This is a genomic window from Micromonospora sp. WMMD1219, from assembly GCF_049315215.1.
GTDB lineage: Bacteria > Actinomycetota > Actinomycetes > Mycobacteriales > Micromonosporaceae > Micromonospora > Micromonospora tulbaghiae.
In genome coordinates, this window is the sequence record NZ_CP186057.1 from 4,874,638 (window position 1) to 4,892,411 (window position 17,774).

At 75.5% G+C, this 17,774-nt stretch carries 12 protein-coding genes; 7 read left to right on the forward strand and 5 right to left on the reverse strand.

Annotated elements, in window-relative coordinates; translation table 11 throughout:
* Positions 1-127: 127 nt before the first annotated feature.
* The 3 genes from ACN27C_RS22720 to ACN27C_RS22730 are packed head-to-tail and all read right to left on the reverse strand — an operon-like array spanning position 128 to position 3,868.
* On the reverse strand, positions 128-991 hold the full coding sequence (locus ACN27C_RS22720) for an NAD(P)H-hydrate dehydratase (protein ID WP_151500215.1): 864 nt from the start codon (positions 989-991) through the stop codon (positions 128-130).
* Positions 975-1,706, reverse strand: coding sequence for a histidine phosphatase family protein (locus ACN27C_RS22725; RefSeq protein ID WP_422747999.1), 732 nt, complete (start codon positions 1,704-1,706; stop codon positions 975-977). The genes ACN27C_RS22720 and ACN27C_RS22725 overlap by 17 nt, the downstream gene beginning before the upstream one ends.
* 44 nt (positions 1,707-1,750) lie before the next feature.
* The gene (locus ACN27C_RS22730; RefSeq protein ID WP_422748001.1) at positions 1,751-3,868 is read right to left on the reverse strand and encodes an acyltransferase family protein; all 2,118 of its coding nucleotides are present in this window, start codon (positions 3,866-3,868) and stop codon (positions 1,751-1,753) included.
* A gap of 184 nt (positions 3,869-4,052) precedes the next feature.
* On the opposite strand from ACN27C_RS22730, the gene ACN27C_RS22735 reads away from it, so the two are divergent.
* Entirely contained in the window at positions 4,053-4,382 is a 330-nt protein-coding gene (locus ACN27C_RS22735) for a hypothetical protein (protein WP_091043629.1), read from the forward strand.
* A gap of 27 nt (positions 4,383-4,409) precedes the next feature.
* On the opposite strand, the gene ACN27C_RS22740 is transcribed toward ACN27C_RS22735, so the two are convergent.
* A complete protein-coding gene (locus ACN27C_RS22740; protein ID WP_120569655.1) occupies positions 4,410-5,078 on the reverse strand; it encodes a response regulator in 669 nt (222 codons plus the stop codon).
* On the reverse strand, positions 5,075-6,337 hold the full coding sequence (locus ACN27C_RS22745) for a sensor histidine kinase (protein ID WP_422748005.1): 1,263 nt from the start codon (positions 6,335-6,337) through the stop codon (positions 5,075-5,077). The genes ACN27C_RS22740 and ACN27C_RS22745 overlap by 4 nt, the downstream gene beginning before the upstream one ends.
* Positions 6,338-6,524: 187 nt before the next feature.
* Here ACN27C_RS22745 and ACN27C_RS22750 point away from each other — a divergent pair, with 187 nt between their 5' ends.
* The 6 genes from ACN27C_RS22750 to ACN27C_RS22775 all read left to right on the forward strand — a co-directional run bounded on the left by ACN27C_RS22750 (position 6,525) and on the right by ACN27C_RS22775 (position 17,772).
* Positions 6,525-7,199, forward strand: a complete 675-nt coding sequence (locus tag ACN27C_RS22750; protein ID WP_422748007.1) for an ABC transporter ATP-binding protein — start codon at positions 6,525-6,527, stop codon at positions 7,197-7,199.
* Entirely contained in the window at positions 7,196-9,493 is a 2,298-nt protein-coding gene (locus tag ACN27C_RS22755) for an FtsX-like permease family protein (RefSeq protein WP_422748009.1), read from the forward strand. Before ACN27C_RS22750 ends, ACN27C_RS22755 begins: the two co-directional genes overlap by 4 nt.
* Positions 9,494-9,567: 74 nt before the next feature.
* On the forward strand, positions 9,568-13,266 hold the full coding sequence (locus ACN27C_RS22760) for a DUF4132 domain-containing protein (protein WP_422748011.1): 3,699 nt from the start codon (positions 9,568-9,570) through the stop codon (positions 13,264-13,266).
* The gene (locus ACN27C_RS22765; RefSeq protein ID WP_357826785.1) at positions 13,263-14,366 is read left to right on the forward strand and encodes an ATP-binding protein; all 1,104 of its coding nucleotides are present in this window, start codon (positions 13,263-13,265) and stop codon (positions 14,364-14,366) included. Before ACN27C_RS22760 ends, ACN27C_RS22765 begins: the two co-directional genes overlap by 4 nt.
* Positions 14,363-16,663: a DUF5682 family protein gene (locus ACN27C_RS22770; RefSeq protein WP_422748014.1), complete on the forward strand. Its 2,301-nt coding sequence runs from the start codon at positions 14,363-14,365 to the stop codon at positions 16,661-16,663. The genes ACN27C_RS22765 and ACN27C_RS22770 overlap by 4 nt, the downstream gene beginning before the upstream one ends.
* Positions 16,660-17,772, forward strand: a complete 1,113-nt coding sequence (locus ACN27C_RS22775; RefSeq protein ID WP_120569662.1) for a VWA domain-containing protein — start codon at positions 16,660-16,662, stop codon at positions 17,770-17,772. The genes ACN27C_RS22770 and ACN27C_RS22775 overlap by 4 nt, the downstream gene beginning before the upstream one ends.
* Positions 17,773-17,774 lie beyond the last annotated feature (2 nt).

The following is a 17,774-nucleotide window of genomic DNA, read 5'->3' on the forward strand; positions in this document are numbered from 1 at the left end:
GCGGGTGGACCGCACCCCTGAACGGGCTGCGGTCCGGGCGGAGGCACGGCGAAGTACCGGCCTCGCCCGGACCAGCGCCGCCGCGCCCCCGGGTGTTACACGTCCCGCGCGCCCGTGAAGTCGATCGTCAGACGGTGGCGATCGTGTAGGGGATCTCGTCCAGCAGCTCCCGGGCGAGGAAGCCGATCCGCCCGTACCGGGGGACCAGCCGCTGCCCGCTCACCGCGTGCGCGAACGCCGCCCAGCAGGCCGCCTGCGCCGGGTCGGCACCCCGGGAGAGCAGGCCCGCGAGCAGCCCGGAGCGCACGTCGCCGCTGCCCGAGGTGCCCAGCCCGGCGTCCCCGCTCTCCTCCCGCCAGGCCCGGCCGTCCGGCGTCGCGATGTGCCCGTACAGCGACACGACCGCGTCGTACCGGCCGGCCAGTTCCACCGCTTCGGCGTCCAGGTCGTCGCCCGGATCGCGGCCCAGCAGGTGCTGGGCCTCGGTCAGGTTGGGCGTGAGCACCACCTTGCGGCCGGACCCGACCAGCAGATCCGGCGCGTGGCTGAGCGCACCGAGCGCGTACGCGTCGAGCACCAGGGCGGTCTCCCGCCCGGCCGCGTCCAGGACCAGGCGCAGCAGCTCCCCGGTGGCGTCGATGTCCTTCAGGCCGGGGCCGACGGCCACCACGTCCGCCTCGGCGACCAGCCCGCCGAGCAGGTCGCCCGGGTCGCCGCGTACGGCGCCGTCGTCGGTCTCCGGCAGGCCGATCACGAGCGCCTCGGGCACCTGGATGCTCAGCGACGGGGCCGTCGACTCGGCCGCGGCGAGCTGGAGCACGCCGGCCCCGGCACGCAGCGCGGCCACCCCGGCCAGCAGCACCGCGCCGGGGGTGAACCGGGAACCGCCGACCACCAGCACGGTGCCGCGCGCCTCCTTGCCGCCGGTGGGCACCGGCAGCGCCCAGTCCCGCAGCAGCGCGGGGGTGATCACGTCAGACCGGCTCGGCATGGACCTCGTCCTCCCTGGTGGGTGTCGCCCCCTGGCGGTGCAGGTGGGTGACGTCGTTGAACACGTCCGGCACGAGCCGGCCGGAGTCGTCGGCGTGCCAGCCGGTGACCGAGCAGTTGGCGATCACATGCTCGCGGGTCAGCGCCATCAGGTCCGCCTCGGTGAGCCCCTCCACCAGGTAGCGCAGCAGGAAGACCAGCGCGTCGTGGCCGAACAGCAGCACCCGGCCCCCGTCGTGGTCGCGGCGCAGGTCGCCCAGCAGCGCCCGCAGCCGCAGCGCCACGTCGGTCCAGGACTCGCCGCCGGGCGGCCGGTAGTAGAACTTGCCGAGCCGGGTACGCCGCTGCGCCTCCTCCGGGTAGCGCCGGGTCACGCCGTGGGCGGTGAGCCCGTCGAGGATGCCCAGCTCCCGGTCGCGCAGCCGCTCGTCGACGCTCGTCGGGATCCCGGTGCCGTCGAGCGCCAGCTCGGCCGTCCGGACCGCCCGCAGGTACGGCGACACCACCGCCACGTCCGGCCGTTGCGAGTCCGGCAGCCCGGCCAGCCAGCGGCCGGTCGCCTGCGCCTGCTCCTCACCGGTAGCCGACAGCGGCACGTCCGCGTCGCGGTGGGTGAGGTCGATCAGCTCGGCGCCGGACGTCTCGGCCGCCGTGGCCGCGACGTTCGCCGTGCTCTCGCCGTGCCGGACGATCCAGAGCGATGCCATCTCCGCCATGCGGCTCCCGGTACCCGGGCCCCGGGACGGATAACCGTGCCGGCTCAGTCGAGCAGTCGTCTCAGCGCGTCGTTGAGCCGGGGCGCCAGGGTGGTCACGTAAGTCGCCGTGAGGTGGCTGCTGTCCCGATAGATCAGCACGCCGCCGATCACCGGCGCGCAGCGCTCGGTCGGACAGATCGAGTCGGTTAGATCGATCAGGTGCACGCGAGGCTGGTCGACCACCGCTCGCAGCATCGGATTCGCCGCGCCGGTGGCCAGGGCGACGTCGCGGGGACTGGTACAACGGGTCAGCTTGCGCGGGTTGGCGGTGATGCACTCGGGGATGTCCATCGACTGGTACGGCGTGTCCCGGATGACGGCCACCGGCACCTTGGCCGCTGTCACCTCCCGCCAGGTGGCGCGCATCGCCTCGGTGAACCGGTCGGCCACCACTCGGTTCTCGACCGGCTCGCCGTCCTCCAGCACCACGTAGATGGTGTGACTGACCACCAGCAGGTTGGGCTTGTGCTCGCCGGTGAGTGTCCGCAGCACCGACCGGTTCCAGTCCAGGCACTCCGGCTGGGGCCGATTCTCCCGGGCGATGCCCCGGTTCAGGAACGGGCACGCCTGCCGGACGTACGACTCGAGCCGCCAGTTGTTGGCGTCGGCGATTCCCCGCAGGGCCGGTAGCCACTGGTTCGCGTGCGAGTCCCCCACCAGGGCAACGCGGAAGGCGGAGTCGGCGTCGCCGTACATGCACGGGGACGGCTGCCCGCCGTCGAATCCCGCCGTGCACTTGTCCGGCCATGCCTCGGGCCCGTCCTTGAGCGCGGTCAGCGGGTCGGGGACCACCGAGGCGACCCGGTCGACCGGCGCGCCCGCGCCCTTGCCGCGGGTGAGCACGGCGGCTCCCGCCGGGCCGGCCGGTGCCGCGGCACTGGCGGTGGCCTGCGCCGTGCTCAGTGGCGGCAACACCACGGTGGAGGCCGGGGCCTGCGGCGGCGGCCAGACGGTGAACTGGAACAACAGTCCCGCAGCTACCGCGACACCGGTGCAGGCCGCGCCGATCCGGAGGGCGCTGGTCGGTTCCCACTGCAGGGTCTTCGACATCCGGATCGGGTTCTCCACGTAACGGTAGGACAGTACCGCCGGAATCGCGGAGAGTGACACGACGACCAGCCCGGCGACGGGGGCCAGCTCACCGAAGCGTGCCTCGGCCACGATGAGCAGCGGCCAGTGCCACAGGTACAGGGAGTAGGAGACGGCACCGACGGCACGGAACGGGGCGAGCCCCAGCATCCCGGCCGGGCCCGCGCGTCCGGCGGCCACCGAGCAGCCGATCACCGCCGCCGTGCCGAGCGTCGGCAACAGCGCGGCGGTGCCCGGGAACGGTGTGTCCGGGCCGAGGACGAAGGCACCGGCCGCGACGGCGGCGAGACCGGCCCAGGCGAGCGGGGCGGCCAGTGCCCGAGGCAGGCGGTGGAGGGCCGTGCCCGCGATGGCCAGCGCTCCGCCGAGCGCGAGTTCCCACAGCCGGGTGGTGGTGACGAAATAGGCGGCTCCGGGGTCGGACCGGGTCAGCCACACGGACCAGGCGAAGGACGGCACCGCCACCAGGACGAACCCGACCATCAGCAGGGCGGGACGCGCGGCGCGTCGCCGGCCCGGCAGGGCCAGGACGAGCAGCAGGAGGGGCCAGACGAGGTAGAACTGCTCCTCCACGGCCAGCGACCAGAAGTGCTGGACGATGCTCGGCGCCTGATCCGCCGCCCAGTAGTCCACGGCCTGCGCCGCCAGGCGCCAGTTCATCCCGTAGACGGCGCTGGCCACCACGTCCCAGCCGGTCGCCGACCAGCGGGTCCGCGGAAGGAGGGTGTAGGCCAGCAGCAGGCTGACGACGAGCACCAGGACCGCGGCGGGCAGGAGTCGCTTGGCCCGGCGGGCGTAGAACCCGGTCAGCGAGATCCGCCCGGTACGGCGCAACTCGCCGACCAGCAGTCCCGTGATCAGGAATCCGGAGATCACGAAGAAGACATCGACGCCGACGAAGCCTCCCGGCACCAGGTTCCCGGCAGCGTGACCGCCCAGCACCAGCAGTACGGCGATGGCCCGGAGCCCTTCGATGTCCCCGCGGAAGGAAGACCGGGGCGATCCGGGTTGATTGATGCCGTTCTCGGCCATGAAGCTCCACCTGTCCGTTCGTATCTCCTTGCGGCATAACGACGGACCAAGTGGGAGGTTGCCGTCGGGCGTTGTGGGGCGCCGTGCCGGCACCGGCTCTCCGGTGGCCGGGGCGGCACGGGCTGGCATCGACCGGGCACAATGCCGGACGGGTCGCGGCGGTCCGCTTCGAGGGAGGGCGCACATGTCGACGGTGGTGCGGGGTCTGCGGGAGGCGCTGGTGCTCTTCGTGATCGCCGCGGTGGTGATCGCCGCGGCGGTCGGCATCTGGGTGGCCGTCGGCGGCGGCGACTTCACGCACCGGGTGGGAGTGGCGTTCATGATCGTCGGTGCCGTGATCGGGATGACCGGTGACCTGACGCTGAGCCGCATCGGCATGCTGCCGGCCCGGTCCACGTTCGGCCTGGCGCCCGAGCGGGAGGACGGCGGCGGCGGGCGGGTGCTCACCGGCGTCGGCATCTTCCTGTTCGTCTCGGTGCCGCTGATCGTCGTCGGGGCGCTGCTGATCACCTGAGCACGTTGCCGGCCGTCGCCGGACCGGTCAGTCCTCCGGCGAACCGGGACTCACGAGACCCGTCTCGTAGGCGACCACCACCGCCTGGACCCGGTCGCGCAGACCGAGTTTGGCCAGGATGCGGGCGACGTGGGTCTTCACCGTCGCCTCGGACAGGTGCAGCGCGTCCGCGAGTTCGGCGTTGCTCAGGCCGCCGGCCAGCAGGCGCAGGACCTCCGTCTCGCGCCGGGTCAGCGTGGCCAGGTCGCGGTGCACCGCCGCCGTCTGCGGGTCACGGCGGGCGAAACGCCGCACCAGGCGGCGGGTGATCGCGGGCGCGAGCAGCGCGTCCCCGTCCTGGACCAGGCGTACGGCCGCGACCAGGTGCTCCGGCGTCACGTCCTTGAGCAGGAAGCCGCTCGCCCCGGCGGCGAGCGCGGCGTAGACGTACTGGTCCAGGTCGAACGTGGTGAGGATGATGACCCGCGGCGCCGCGACGGCCCCGGTGAGGATGCGGCGGGTGGCCTCGAGACCGTCGAGCTCGGGCATGCGCACGTCCATGAGCACCACGTCGGGCCTGGTGCGGCGCACCGCGTCCACCGCCTCCGCGCCCGTCGCCGCCTCGGCCACCACGTCCACCCCGCCGGCCGTGAGGATCATGCGGAATCCGGTACGGACCAGCGCCTGGTCGTCGGCGACCACCACTCGTACCGTCATGTCGCCTCCCACGGGATCAGGGCCTCGACGTGGTAGCCGGCGCCCGGCCGCGCGCCGGCGCGCAACGTCCCACCGTAGACGGCGAGCCGCTCCCGCAGCCCGATCAGGCCGCGCCCGCCCGTCGTGCCGGTCGCGGCCGGTACGCCGGGCTCGGTGTTGCCGACCTCGATCCGCAGACTCTCCGGCGCGTACTCGACGACGACGGTGCCGGCGGCGCCCGGCGCGTGCCGGACCATGTTGGTCAACGCCTCCTGCACCACCCGGTAGGCCGTCAGCCCGACACCGGAGGTGACCGGCCGGCGCTCGCCCGAGACGGTCAGGCCCACCGGCACGCCGGCGTCACGCATGCGTTCGACCAGTTCGGGCAGGTCGTCGATGCCGGGCTGGGGGTCCTCCGGGTCGTCCGGTTCGGACTCGGCCAGCAGGCCCATGACGTGCCGCAGCTCGGTGAGCGCGGACCGGCCGGTCGACTCGACGGCGAGCAGCGCCTCCCGTGCCTGATCCGGTGCCGCGGCGAGCACCGTCCGGGCGGCGCCGGCCTGGATGACCATCACGCTGACGTGATGCGTCACGACGTCGTGCAGTTCGCGGGCGATGCGGGCCCGCTCACCGGCGACCGCGTCGCGCAGCGCCTGCTCGTGGGCGCGGGCCTCGGCGGTGAGCCGTTGCCGGTCCTCGCCCGCCCGTCGCCGCCACACGTGGTGGCCGCCCGCGGCGGCCACCAGCGGGGCCAGCACGACGAACGGAAGACGGTCCGCGGGCACCGTGACCACCATCAGCTCCCGCAGGCCCAGGGCGAGCAGCGCCACCACCGGGACCGACGCCAGCACCGGCAGCCGGTACGGGCTGTGCGCCGCCGCGCTGTAGACGGCGACGAGGCAGGTCAGCACCACGCACGGGAACAGGGCCGGCTGCCGGTCCCCGTCGGTCACCAGGACCAGTGACGCGGCGGCCGTCGTCGCCCAGAGCACCGCGAGCGGATACCGGCGGCGCAGCACCAGCGGCGCGCACATGACGAAGACCAGCAGCAGCGCCCCGAGAGTCGAACCGGGCGGCGCCGGCTGCACCTCCGGCGGGACCGCCAACGGCGGCAGCGGCAGTGGCGGCGGCAACGGCGGGGGCGGGACACCGACGTCGTCAGTGGCGGCCTGGAAGCACACCAGCCCGAGCACAGCCACCAGCGCCGCGTCGAGCAGCAGCGCCCGCCAGCCCGGCCTCGGCAGCGGTCCGGTCGCCACGATGCCTCTCACGAGCCACATTCTCGCCGCCGCACGCCGGCCGGGGCATCGGTCACGGTGTGCACTGCGACTACATCGCAGGGATGACCCCGGACGAAGATCCACCTCCGGCGGTACGGCGGTGCGTCTCCGGACCGATGCCCCGACCTGCGGCCCACACCTAACGTCACGGCGTCCAATCGACCGGCCCGACCACAAGGGGCGACACATGACCGATCCGGTGATCGACGTACGCGGGGTGACCCGCCGCTACGGTGAGGGGCCGCCCGCACTGCACGACGTCTCGCTGACCGTCCGGCCCGGCGAGTGCGTTGCAGTGCTCGGACCGTCCGGCAGCGGAAAGTCCACGCTGCTCAACCTGCTCGCCGCACTGGACCGGCCGGACGCCGGCACGGTGACCGTCGCGGGCACCCGGCTGGAGAGGCTCGGCGAGGCTGCGTCGGCCCGGTTCCGGCGCGCGCACGTGGGCCTGGTCTTCCAGTTCTTCAACCTGCTCGACGACCTGACCGTGCTGGACAACGTCCTGCTGCCCGCCCAGCTGGCCGGCGCCCCGGCCCGCGCGTCGCGCACGCACGCGGCCTCCCTGCTGGACTCGCTCGGCATCGCCCGGCACGCGCAGGCCTACCCGGGACGCCTCTCCGGCGGTGAGCGCCAGCGCGTCGCCGTCGCCCGCGCCCTGATCAACCGGCCCGCGCTGCTGCTGGCCGACGAGCCGACCGGCGCGCTGGACACCGCCTCCGGGGAGGACGTCCGGCGCCTGCTCGACGAGCTGCACCGCAGCGGCCAGACGATCGTGCTGGTCACCCACGACCTGCGGCTGGCCGAGGCGTCCGCCGGCCGGACGATCCGCCTGCGCGACGGCCGGGTCGAGGTGCGGCGGTGAGCGGGCTCGGCCGGGTCGTCCGGTCCGGCGTACGGCGCCGCCGGGTGCAGACAGTCGTCGTCGGTCTGGTCACCGCGGCCGCCGTGACCGCCACGGTGCTCGGCGGCGGGCTGCTCGTCGCGTCGCAGGCGCCCTTCGACGACGCGTTCGCCGCCCAGCGGGGAGCGCACCTGACCGTGCGGGCGGACTCCGGTGCGGTGACGGAACCGCAGCTCGCCGCGTCGGCCTCGGCGCCGGGCGTGGTTGCCGCGGCAGGCCCGTACCGGGTGCTGGTGGTCGCCTTCTCGGAGCGCGGCGGGATGCGGACGCCGCCGCTGACAGTCGTCGCCCGCGCCGATCCCGGCGGTCCGGTCGACCGGATCGAGCTGGCCGGCGGGCGGTGGCCGGCCGGTCCGGACGAGATCGTGCTGAGCGGCGGCGCCGTCCGCGTGCCGCCCGGCTCCCGCCTGGCCACACCCGGCGGCGCCGAGTTCACGGTGGTCGGTACGGCCCGGTCGATCAGCGACACCGCCGGGGCCTGGGTGCTGCCGTCCGCCGTCGGCGTCCTCGACGGGCCGGACACGGCGGACGGGTACCAGATGCTCTACCGGTTCACGGATGCGCGCACTCCGACGGAGGTCGCGACCGGCCGGGACGCCGTGGTCGCCACGTTGCCCGCCGGCGCGGTCACCGGCGCCCGATCCTGGTTAAACGTACGGCAGCAGGCCGTCGAGGACGCGGCCGTCTTCGTGCCGTTCCTCGTCGCGTTCGCGCTGCTCGGCATCGTGATGGCGCTGCTGGTGGTCGGCACTGTCGTCGCGGGCACGGTCGGTGCCGCCACCCGCCGGATCGGCATCCTCAAGGCGCTCGGCTGCACCCCCGCGGGTGTCGTCCGCGCGTTCGTCGCGCAGACGCTGGTCCCGGCCGCCGTGGGTGCCGTCGCCGGAACCGTCACCGGGAACCTCCTCGCGCTGCCGGTACTGGCCGAGACCGAGGAGATCTACGGTTCGGCGAACACCACCATCGCCTGGTGGGTGACCGTCCTGGCCACCGGCGGGGTGCTGGCGGTGGTGACGCTGACCGCGTGGGCGGCCGCGCTGAGAGCGGGGCGGCTTCGCACCGTGGACGCCATCGCTGTCGGACGGGCGTCCGGTCCGGCGCGGGGCCGCTGGGCGTCGCGGCTGGCGGCGCGGCTGCCGGTGGCCCGGCCGGTGGGCCTCGGCCTGGCCCGCCCGTTCGCCCGGCCGGCCCGCACGATCGCGATCCTGCTGGCGGTCGCGACCGGCGCGGCGGCGATGACGTTCGCGACCGGGCTCGCCGCGTCGCTGCTGCGCATCCAGACCGCGCTCACCCAGGACGTCGCGGACGTCACGGTGACCGGCGACCCGGACGCCGGACCGGTCGCCGCTCCCACCGCCGATCCGGCCGCGGTGCTGGCGGCGATCGACGCGCAGCCGGGCACCCGCGCCCGGTACGGCCGCACGCAGGCACCGGGCACCGTCGCGGGCATCGCCGATCCGGTCTCCGTCACGACGATCACCGGCGACGCGGCGTGGGAAGGCTTCGAGATGGTGTCCGGACGCTGGTTCGCCGCACCCGGCGAGGCCGTCGTCGGCGGACCCCTGCTGAGCGCCACCGGAGTGCGGATCGGTGACACCGTCACGGTCCGGATCGAGGGCACGCCGGTACGCCTGCGCATCGTCGGCGAGGTGTTCGAGTCCGTCATGGCGGTGTTCACCGGTACCGCCACGCCCACCGGCTCGAACCCGTCCGAGTACCGCGTCGCGCTCGCCCCGGACACCGACGCCGGCGCCTACGCGCGGGCGCTGACCGGCGCACTCGCCGGCCGGGGCCTCACGGCGCGGCCGAGCGGCACGGAGACCGACCCGCTCCTGCTGGTCGTGGAGGGGCTGACCGCCACGCTGACCCTGCTGCTGCTCGCGGTGGCCGCGCTGGGTGTGCTCAACATGCTCGTGCTCGACCTGCGCGACCGGGTCCACGATCTCGGCGTGCACAAGGCGCTCGGCATGACGCCGGCCCAGACGATCGCGATGGTGGTCGCCTCAGTCGCCGGTGTCGGCCTGGTCGGCGGGCTGCTCGGCGTACCCGCGGGTGTGGCGATGCACCGGCTCGTCGTCCCCACGATGGCCGCCAGCGGCGGACTGCACCTGCCGGAGGCGCTGCTCGACGTGTACGGGCCGCTCCTCCTGACGGCGCTGGCGCTGGGCGGGCCGCTGACGGCCCTGCTCGGAGCGCTGCTGCCGGCCGGGTGGGCGGCCCGGACCCGGACCGCGACGGCCCTGCGGAGCGAGTAGCGCCCCGGCGGTTCCAGGGGTGTCGGTGGGGCCGGTTATGGTCCCGGCACACTGCGGGCGATCAAGGAGACGGTGTGCGCAGATTCGAGTTCGTGGGCGGCAGCTCGGCCAAGTTCTGGGAGGTCGGGCAGCGCGAAGCGACGGTGACGGTCCGCTATGGATCGATCGGCGCGCAGGGCCGCACCCAGGTCAAGGAACTGGGTTCGCCGGCCGAGGCCGCCGCGCACGCCGACAGGCTGATCGCGGAGAAACTGCGCAAGGGGTACGCCGAGACGACAGTCGCGCCGTCCACGGGGCACGTCGGAGCGCCCGCCGCCGGGCCGGCCGCGCCGAGCCGCGACCCGGAAGCGCCCGCCGCCGAGCCGGCCGGCGCCGATCCGGCCGGTGCTCGTGCGGCCGGTAGCGACCCGGCCGGGGCGCAGTCGGCCACGTCGCCTGCCGGCGGGCTGCCGGACGAGGACGCGTTCGAGGTTCCGGCCGGCTGGCGGCGGATGCTGGTCCCGCGCCGGGGCGGCACGCCGGGCACGGCCCTGCCGAGCGCCGCGAAGGGCCGTGCCGCCGGGCGGAAGGTGCTGGACGCGGTGGCCGTCCCGGTGGCCGCCACCGCGCGGGCCACCGACGATCCGGAGCTGGGCCCGGCGCTGCGCGGCTACCTGGACGGCGAGCCCGGTCCGCTGGGCGGGGCCGCGCTGGTGGCGGCAGCGGCGGTGGCGCTCGGCTATCACGCGCGCGACCAGCAGGGGGTGGCCCTCGCCGACCTGCTCGTCGCCGATCTCGGCCCGGTCGGCGCGGCGGTCGCCGCGACCGGGCAGATCACCGTGGCGGCCACCGGGTCGGCGTCCCCGCTTCTGCTGCACCGCACCGAGGCGGAGAAGTCACACAACTACGGCCACTGGCGTCTGCGCCAGTCCGTGCTGCGCCGCGTCCGGGCGCACCTCGCGGCGGCCGGCGACGCCGACTACGCCGCCGCCCGTGCCGCGCTGGTCCCGTACCGGTCCGGGTCGCTGGCGACGCGGGCGGTCACCTCGTTCCTGCTGCCGACCGAGCGGGAGTGGGTGGCCCAGGACGTCGCCGACGTGGCGCGCGACGGGGGCCCGTTCCTCGCCGAGTTGCTGCTCGCCGCGGTCGACGACGTGGACGCGATCCACGCCCTCGCCGGGCACCTGCAGGTCTACCGGCTGATGTACGACCCGGCGTCGATCGTCACCGCCACCACCGCGGTCGGGCCGCCCGCCGCGCCGGTGCTGGCCGGGTGGTTCGACCACGAGCACACCGGCGCGGACGGGCGGCAGCGGCTGGTGTCGCTGCTGGCGGCCCTGCCCGGCGACGAGCCGATGACGGCGCTGCTCGACCGGCTGGACCGCAGGTACGTCCCGCCCGCGGTGACGGAGATGCTGCGCCGCTTCCCGGTGCGCGGCGTGCGCCTGCTGTCCGCCGCCGCCGAGGGGCGCAGCCCGGCCGCGCGGGAGGCCGCCACGTTGCTGCGCGCGCACGTGCTGGCCAACCCGGCGGCCGTCGAGACCGCGCTGCCGGCGCTGGACCCGGCGCGGCGGGAACGGGTCGAGCGGATCCGCGACGACGCGTCCGCGCTGCCGGTCGCCGCGCCGGACCGGCTGCCGCCGGTGCTGGTGACGCCGCCCTGGTCGGTCCGGCGCCCACGAGCCAACCCGCCGGTGGTGGACGGGCTGGAACGGCCCGCCGGGTCCGCCATGGCCTGGCTGCCGGGGGAGCGGGACCGGTGGGCCGCGATCGTGCCCGGCTGGGCCGGCTACTGGCACGGGAACGACCTGGGCGCGCTCGCCACCGAGGTCGCCGCCGGGCGGGCCGGGTCGTACGCGGCGATCCACTTCTTCGTCCGCGCCACCGAGGAGCTGGCCCGGCCGCTGCTGCCGTCCTGGCGGCCCGACGAGTCCTGGGGCGCCGACCGGTGGATGCTGCGCCTCGCCGGCCGGTACGAGCTGGACGCGCTGCCCACCGCGCTGCACCTGGCCCGCAGCGCGCCGAAGAGCGTCGGCGAGGTGCTGCTGCCGTACGCCGACGGTGAGGTCGCCGACCTGATGGCCGACTGGCTCGACCGGCTCAAGACGGTCCGCCCGACCGCCCGGGCCTGGCTGCGGCGGCACCCGGAGTACGCCACGCGGGCGCTGCTGCCGGCCGCCCTGGGCGCGCCCGGACCGCGGCGCCGGGCCGCCGAGCGGGCGTTGCGCCTGGTCGCCGCGGAGCATCGCGAGGCGCTCCTGGGCGTGGCCGGGGAGCACGGTGAGGAGGCGCTCGCCGCCGCCACGGCGATGCTCGACGCCGACCCGCTGGCCCAGCTCCCGGCCCGGATGCCGAGCCTGCCGGCCTGGCTGGACCCGGCGGTGCTGCCGCAGGTGCTGCTGCGGGACCGCTCGGCGGCGCTGCCCGCCGACGCGGTACGCCACCTCTGCACGATGCTCGCCATCTCCTCGCCCGGCGAGCCGTACCCGGGGGTGGAGATCGTCCGCGCGGCGTGCGACGCCGACTCCCTGGCGGAGTTCGCCTGGGCGCTGTTCGAGAGCTGGCAGAGCGCCGGCGCGCCGTCGAAGGACGGCTGGGCGTTCACCGCGCTGGGCCTGCTCGGCGACGACTCGACCGCGCGGCGGCTCGCGCCGCTGGTCCGGGCCTGGCCCGGTGAGAGCCAGCACACCCGGGCGGTGACCGGCCTGGAGGTGCTGGCGCAGATCGGCACCGACGTGGCGCTGATGCACCTCTACGGCATCTCGCAGAAGGTGAAGTTCCGGGGCCTGCGGGAGCAGGCGGCGCGCAAGGTCACCGAGGTCGCCGACGGGCTGGGCCTGACGCCCGAGCAGCTCGGCGACCGGCTGGTGCCCGACCTCGGCCTGGACGCCGACGGCAGCCTGGTCCTCGACTACGGGCCGCGCCGGTTCACAGTCGGCTTCGACGAGCAGCTCAAGCCGTACGTGGTGGACGGCACCGGCGCCCGCCGCAAGGATCTGCCCAAGCCCGGCGCCCGGGACGACGCGACGCTGGCGCCCGCCGCGCACAAACGCTTCGCCGGCCTGAAGAAGGACGTGCGCACGCTCGCCGCCGACCAGATCCGCCGCTTCGAGGCGGCCATGGTGACCGGGCGGCGCTGGCCGGCTGCGGACTTCCGCCGCTACTTCCTGTCCCACCCGCTGCTCTGGCACGTCGTCCGCCGACTGGTCTGGGCCACGGTGGACGACGCGGGGACGGTGGGCGCCGCGTTCCGGGTGGCCGAGGACCGGACGCTGGCCGACGTGGACGACGAGACGTACGCGCTGCCCGACGACGCCACCGTCACCATCGCGCACCCGCTGCACCTCGGCGCGGCGGTGCCGGCCTGGGCGGAGGTCTTCGCCGACTACGAGATCCTCCAGCCCTTCCCGCAGCTCGGGCGCGAGGTGCACCGGCTGGACGCGGCCGAGCGCGGTGAGGCGCTGCTGCACCGGCACATGGGCGTCACGGTCCCGGCCGGGCGGCTGCTCAGCCTGGAACGGCGGGGCTGGCGACGCGGCACCCCGCAGGACGCCGGCATCCAGGGCTGGCTGGAACGTGACGTCCCCGGCGGCCGGGCCGTGGTGATCGACCTCGACCCCGGCATCGCGGTCGGCGTGGTGGACATGTTCCCCGACCAGAAGATCGAGGCGATCTGGGTCAACGACGTGCCGCAGGGTGACTGGTTCCAGCGCGGCGGCAAGGTCCGCCTCGGCGACCTGGACGACGTCGCCGTCTCCGAGGTGCTGCGCGACCTGGCGGAGGTGACCCGGTGACCGCGCTCGACCCGGCCGCCGAGCGAGCCCAGCGGCCGCCGGCCGAGGTCCGGTACGCCGACGAGCTGGCCGCGCTGGCCGCCGACGACGGTGACCCGCGCCCGCCGGGCTGGCGGCTGAGCCTGCGCGCCGCGCGGCGGTTCATCCTCGGTGACCCGGCGGCCGGGATCCGGCGCAAGTTCGTCGGCGACCCGTCCCTGATCGACCGGGCGCTGGTGGCGCTGGCGACCAGCCGCGGGCTGATGCTCGTCGGCGAGCCCGGCACCGCCAAGTCGCTGCTGTCGGAGCTGCTCGCGGCCGCGGTGAGCGGCGACTCCACGCTCACCATCCAGGGTGGCGCGGCCACCACCGAGGACCAGATCCGCTACTCGTGGAACTACGCGCTGCTGGTCGCGGACGGCCCGTCCCCGCGCGCGCTGGTGCCGGCGCCGCTGCTGCGCGGCATGGCCGAGGGGCGGGTGGTCCGGTTCGAGGAGATCACCCGCTGCCCGCTGGAGGTGCAGGACTGCCTGCTCTCCCCGCTGTCGGACCGCGTGCTCGCCATCCCGGAGCTGCCGGGCGCCGACGCCATGGTGTTCGCCCGTGAGGGGTTCAACGTGATCGCCACCGCGAACACCCGTGATCGCGGCGTCAACGAGATGAGCGCCGCGCTCAAGCGGCGGTTCAACTTCGAGACCGTCTTCCCGATCCCCGACCTCGGCACCGAGCTGGAACTGGTCGAGGCTGAGGCGGGCGAGTTGCTGCGCCGTTCCGGCGTGACCACGCCGCCCCGGCGCGACCTGCTGGAGGTGCTGGTCACCACGTTCCGGGAGTTGCGGACCGGGGTCACCGAACGCGGCGACGCGATGGAGCGGCTGTCGGCGGTGATGAGCACCGCGGAGGCGGTCTCGGTGGCGCACGCGGTCGGGCTGCGGGGCTGGTTCCTGCGCGGCGAACCCGGCGACGCCGCCGACCTGGTCGCCTGCCTGGCCGGCACCGCCGCGAAGGACGACGCGGAGGACCTGGCCCGGCTGCGGCGCTACCTGGAACAGCAGGTGTCCCGCCGCTCCGGCGCGCAGTGGCGGGCGGTGCACGACGCCCGGCACCTGCTGCCCGGGTGAGCGTCACCGGGGCGCCCGACGGCGTCACGTTCCTCGGCGTCCGGCACCACAGTCCGGCCTGCGCCCGGCTGGTGGCGGCCACCGTGGCCCGGCTGCGTCCGGCGTACGTGCTGGTGGAAGGGCCGGCGGACCTGAACGGGCGGATGGACGAGCTGCTGGGAGACCACGAGCTGCCGATCGCCGTGTTCACCGCGCACCGCGACGGCACGCGGCGGCACGCCTCCTGGAGCCCGTTCTGCGCGTACTCGCCGGAGTGGGTGGCGCTGACCGCCGGCCGGGAGGCGGGTGCGCAGCTGCGCTTCATCGACCTGCCCGCGTGGCATCCCGCGCTGTCCGGCCGCGCCAACCGGTACGCCGACGCCGACCAGCGGTACGCCGAGGCGGTACGCCGGCTCTGCGCCACGCTGGCAGTGGACAACGTGGACGCGCTCTGGGACCACCTGTTCGAGATCGGCCCGGACGACGGGCTGGCCGAGCGCCTCGACACGTACTTCGACGTGCTGCGCGGCGAGTCGGCGGCGGGGGATGACGACACCGCCCGCGAGGCGTACATGGCCCGCTGGGTCCGCGCCGCCCGGCGCCGCGCCGCCGGCCGTCCGGTGCTGGTGGTGACCGGCGGCTTCCACCGTCCCGCCCTGGTCCGGCTGACCGCCGACGGTGACGGGGCGGACGACGACTGGCCGGAGGTCCCCACTCCCGCACCGGACGCGGTGGCGGGCAGCTACCTCGTGCCGTACTCGTTCCGGCGGCTCGACGCGTTCGTCGGCTACCAGTCCGGCATGCCCTCCCCGGCGTACTACCAGCGGGTCTGGGAGGACGGTCCGCGCCGGGCCGCGGAGGCGCTCACCGAGGCGGTGGCGGCCCGGCTGCGGACCCGGCGGCAGCCCGTCTCCACCGCCGACCTGATCGCCGCCCGGAGCATGGCCGGCGGCCTGGCCCGGCTGCGCGGCCACGCCCACCCGGGCCGGGTCGACGTGCTCGACGGGCTGGTGTCCGCGCTGGTCACCGACGCGCTCGACCAGCCGCTGCCGTGGGCGACCCGGGGCACCCTGGCACCCGGCGCGCATCCGGTGGTGGTGGAGATGGTCGCCGCGCTCAGCGGCGACCGGGTGGGCCGCCTGCACCCGGACACGCCGCTTCCGCCGCTGGTGCACGACGTCGACGCCGAACTGGAACGGCACCGCATCGACGGGCGCGAGCCGGTCGAGCTGGACCTGACCGACGCGGACGACCTGGCCCGCAGCCGCCTGCTGCACCGGCTGCGGCTGCTCGACGTACCCGGCCATGCCCGCGAGAGCGGCCCGCGGGTGGGTGCGGACGCGCTGCTCACCGAACGCTGGACGCCCGCGCCGTCGGCGGACCGGCTGGCCCGGGTGATCGAGGCCGGCGGGTACGGCCCGACCGTCCTCGACGCGGTCACCGCCCGGATCGAGGAGCGGGTGACGCTGCTCGGCGCGGACGTGGACGCGCTCGCCACGACGCTGTTCGACACCGCGCTGGCCGGGCTGCCCGAGCACTCCACCCGGACGCTCACCGCGATCGCCCACGCCGCGGGCGCGGTCACCGATCTGCGGGCGCTGGGCCGGGCCCTGGCCGTGGCACTGGCCCTGTGGCGGCACGACCACCTCCTCGGCAGCGCCGGAACGGCCCCGCTCGGCGCGCTGATCACCGCCGCCGTACGCCGGGCGCTCTGGCTCGTCGAGGGCGTGCGCGCGGTGGCCGCGCCGGCCGACCCGGGGCGGCTCACCGCGCTCGTCGCGGTCCGGGACGCGGTCCGCCACGCCGGTCCGGCGCTGGGGCTCGACCGGGACGGCGCGCTGGCAGTGGCCGGGCGGGTGGCGGGCGACGCGGCGGCCCCGCCGGACCTGCGCGGCGCGGCGCTGGGCCTGGCCTGGTCGCTGGGCGACGTGCCGGACGCCGCCCGCGCCCTCCGGGCCGTGGCCGCGCCGGACACGCTCGGCGACTGGCTGGGCGGGCTGTTCGCGCTGGCCCGGGAGGAGGCGGTCAGCGGCGACGCGGCGCTGCTGACGGTGGTGGACGAACTGCTCGCCTCGATGGGCGCGCACGACTTCCTGGTGGCGCTGCCGGCGCTGCGGCAGGCGTTCGGCTGGTTCCCGCCCCGGGAACGGGCTGAGGTGGCCCGGCACGTGCAGGCGCTGCACGGCGGCGACGCGCCGCCCGGTGACCTGCTGCGGCTGGACGCCGACCCGCTGCTGGTGGCCGCCGCCCGCGCGGTGGAGGAACGGGTCGACGCGGTGCTGACCCGGGAGGGGCTGTGGGAGGGGGACGGGACGTGAGCGACCCGATGCGGGAACGCTGGCGGCTGGTGCTCGGCGACGCCGCGCAGGACAGCCTGGGCGGCCTGTCGGCCGAGGCGGCCGGCCGGGACGCCGCGCTGGACTGGCTCTACGGCCGCGACGCCGAACTGGGCCGCCGCGACGTGCGGCGCGGCGGGTCCGGCCCGTCCGCCTTGACCACTGTGGACTGGCTGGACGGGATCACCCGGCTGTTCCCGAAGGAGACGGTGCAGCGGCTGGAACGCGACGCGGTCGAGCGGTACGGCATCCACGAGGTCGTCACCGACCCGGCGGTGCTGGCCCGGGTCGAACCGAACCCGGCACTGCTGCGCGCGGTGCTGCGCACCAAGCACCTGATGGACCCGGAGGTGCTGCGGCTGGCCCGCAGGCTGGTCGAGGCGGTGGTGCGGCAACTGGTCGAGCGGCTGGCCGCCGACGTCCGGCAGTCGTTCTCCGGGCCCCGGGCGCGACGCCCCAGCCGGTTCCGGCAGGCCCGCAACTTCGACGTCCGGCGCACCATCCGGGCGAACCTGGCGCACTGGCGGCCGGACGAGCGCCGGCTGCACGTACGGCAGCCGCACTTCTTCTCCCGGACCCGCCGCCACCTGGACCGCTGGCAGGTGATCCTGCTGGTGGACCAGTCCGGTTCGATGCTCGGCTCGGTGATCCACGCCGCGGTGACCGCCGCCTGCCTGTGGGGGCTGCCCGGTGTACGGACCCACCTGGTCGCCTTCGACACCGAGGTCGTCGACCTGACTTCCGACGTGGACGACCCGGTCGAGCTGCTGATGAAGGTGCAGCTCGGCGGTGGCACCGACATCGCCCGCGCGGTCGCGTACGGCGCGCAGCTCGTGGAGAACCCTCGCCGCGCGATCGTCGCGCTGGTGTCCGACTTCTACGAGGGCGGCGACGCCGGGCGCCTGGTCCGGTCGGTGAAGCAACTCGTGGAGCAGGGCACGCACGTGCTGGCCCTGGCCGCGCTGGACGAGGAGGCCGACCCGGCGTACGACCGGGCCACCGCGCAGCGGCTGGCCGACGTGGGCGCTGCGGTCGGCGCGATGACGCCGGGCGAGCTGGCGGCGTTCGTGGCCGAGCACGTCGGCCGGTAGGG